Consider the following 773-nt stretch of genomic DNA (forward strand, 5'->3'; position numbering starts at 1 on the left):
CTTTAGGGGTATACACACTTTCCAGGCGTGCTCCTTCAACCACTCGGACACCTCTCCCTAATCTTTGCGCTTCTCGCAGGGCAACAAATAAATCAATAATTATCTCATGATGCAAGCGCTATTCTGTTTTTGTAAGGCACAAAAAATCAGTTCATTTCGCCCCTAATTGGAGTTCTTAGGCATTTTTTTGCATCTCTGGTATTCGGGTATTTTGCCAACACGTACATCATTTTGGTAGTGGCCGCTTCAAAGGTAAGATCATGACCGCTCACTACACCTATCTTATCTAACTCACTGCTAGTCTCATACTTACCGTGCATCACCCGGCCACCATTACACTGCGATACGTTGAGAATAATTTTGCCTTGCTTTACACTCTCTCTGAGCAAGTCCAGAAACCACGGTTCTTGCGGCACATTACCGGAGCCATAACTTTCTAAAATGATACCTTTTACAGATTCGGCTAAAACGGTGTGTGCAACGGTAGATTCGTTGAGTCCGGGAAACAATTTGAGTACGGCTATGTGGGTATCCATTGCCGATTGGTATTGTATAAAGTCTTTTGCATAAGGTTTAAGGTAAGACCACTGATAATCGATGGAAATACCTGCCTCCGCCAGAATGGGATAGTTTTCCGACTCGAACGCATCGAAATGCTGACTTTCTACTTTTTTAGACCGATTACCGCGCAAAAGCACATGATTAAAAAAGATACACACTTCAGTAATGATTGGCTTGCCATCTTTTTTATCGGCTGCTATTTCTTAAGAGGT

1 protein-coding gene is annotated in these 773 nt (G+C 42.7%); it reads right to left on the minus strand.

Annotation, left to right across the window (positions count from 1 at the left end):
- Nucleotides 1-146: 146 nt before the first annotated feature.
- Complete coding sequence (locus tag B3763_RS12910) at nucleotides 147-761, minus strand: asparaginase (RefSeq protein WP_349676579.1); 615 nt, start codon at nucleotides 759-761, stop codon at nucleotides 147-149.
- Between the last annotated feature and the right edge of the window lie 12 nt (nucleotides 762-773).

Origin of the sequence: Roseivirga sp. UBA1976, from assembly GCF_002336325.1 — a bacterium.
Lineage (GTDB): Bacteria > Bacteroidota > Bacteroidia > Cytophagales > Cyclobacteriaceae > Roseivirga > Roseivirga thermotolerans.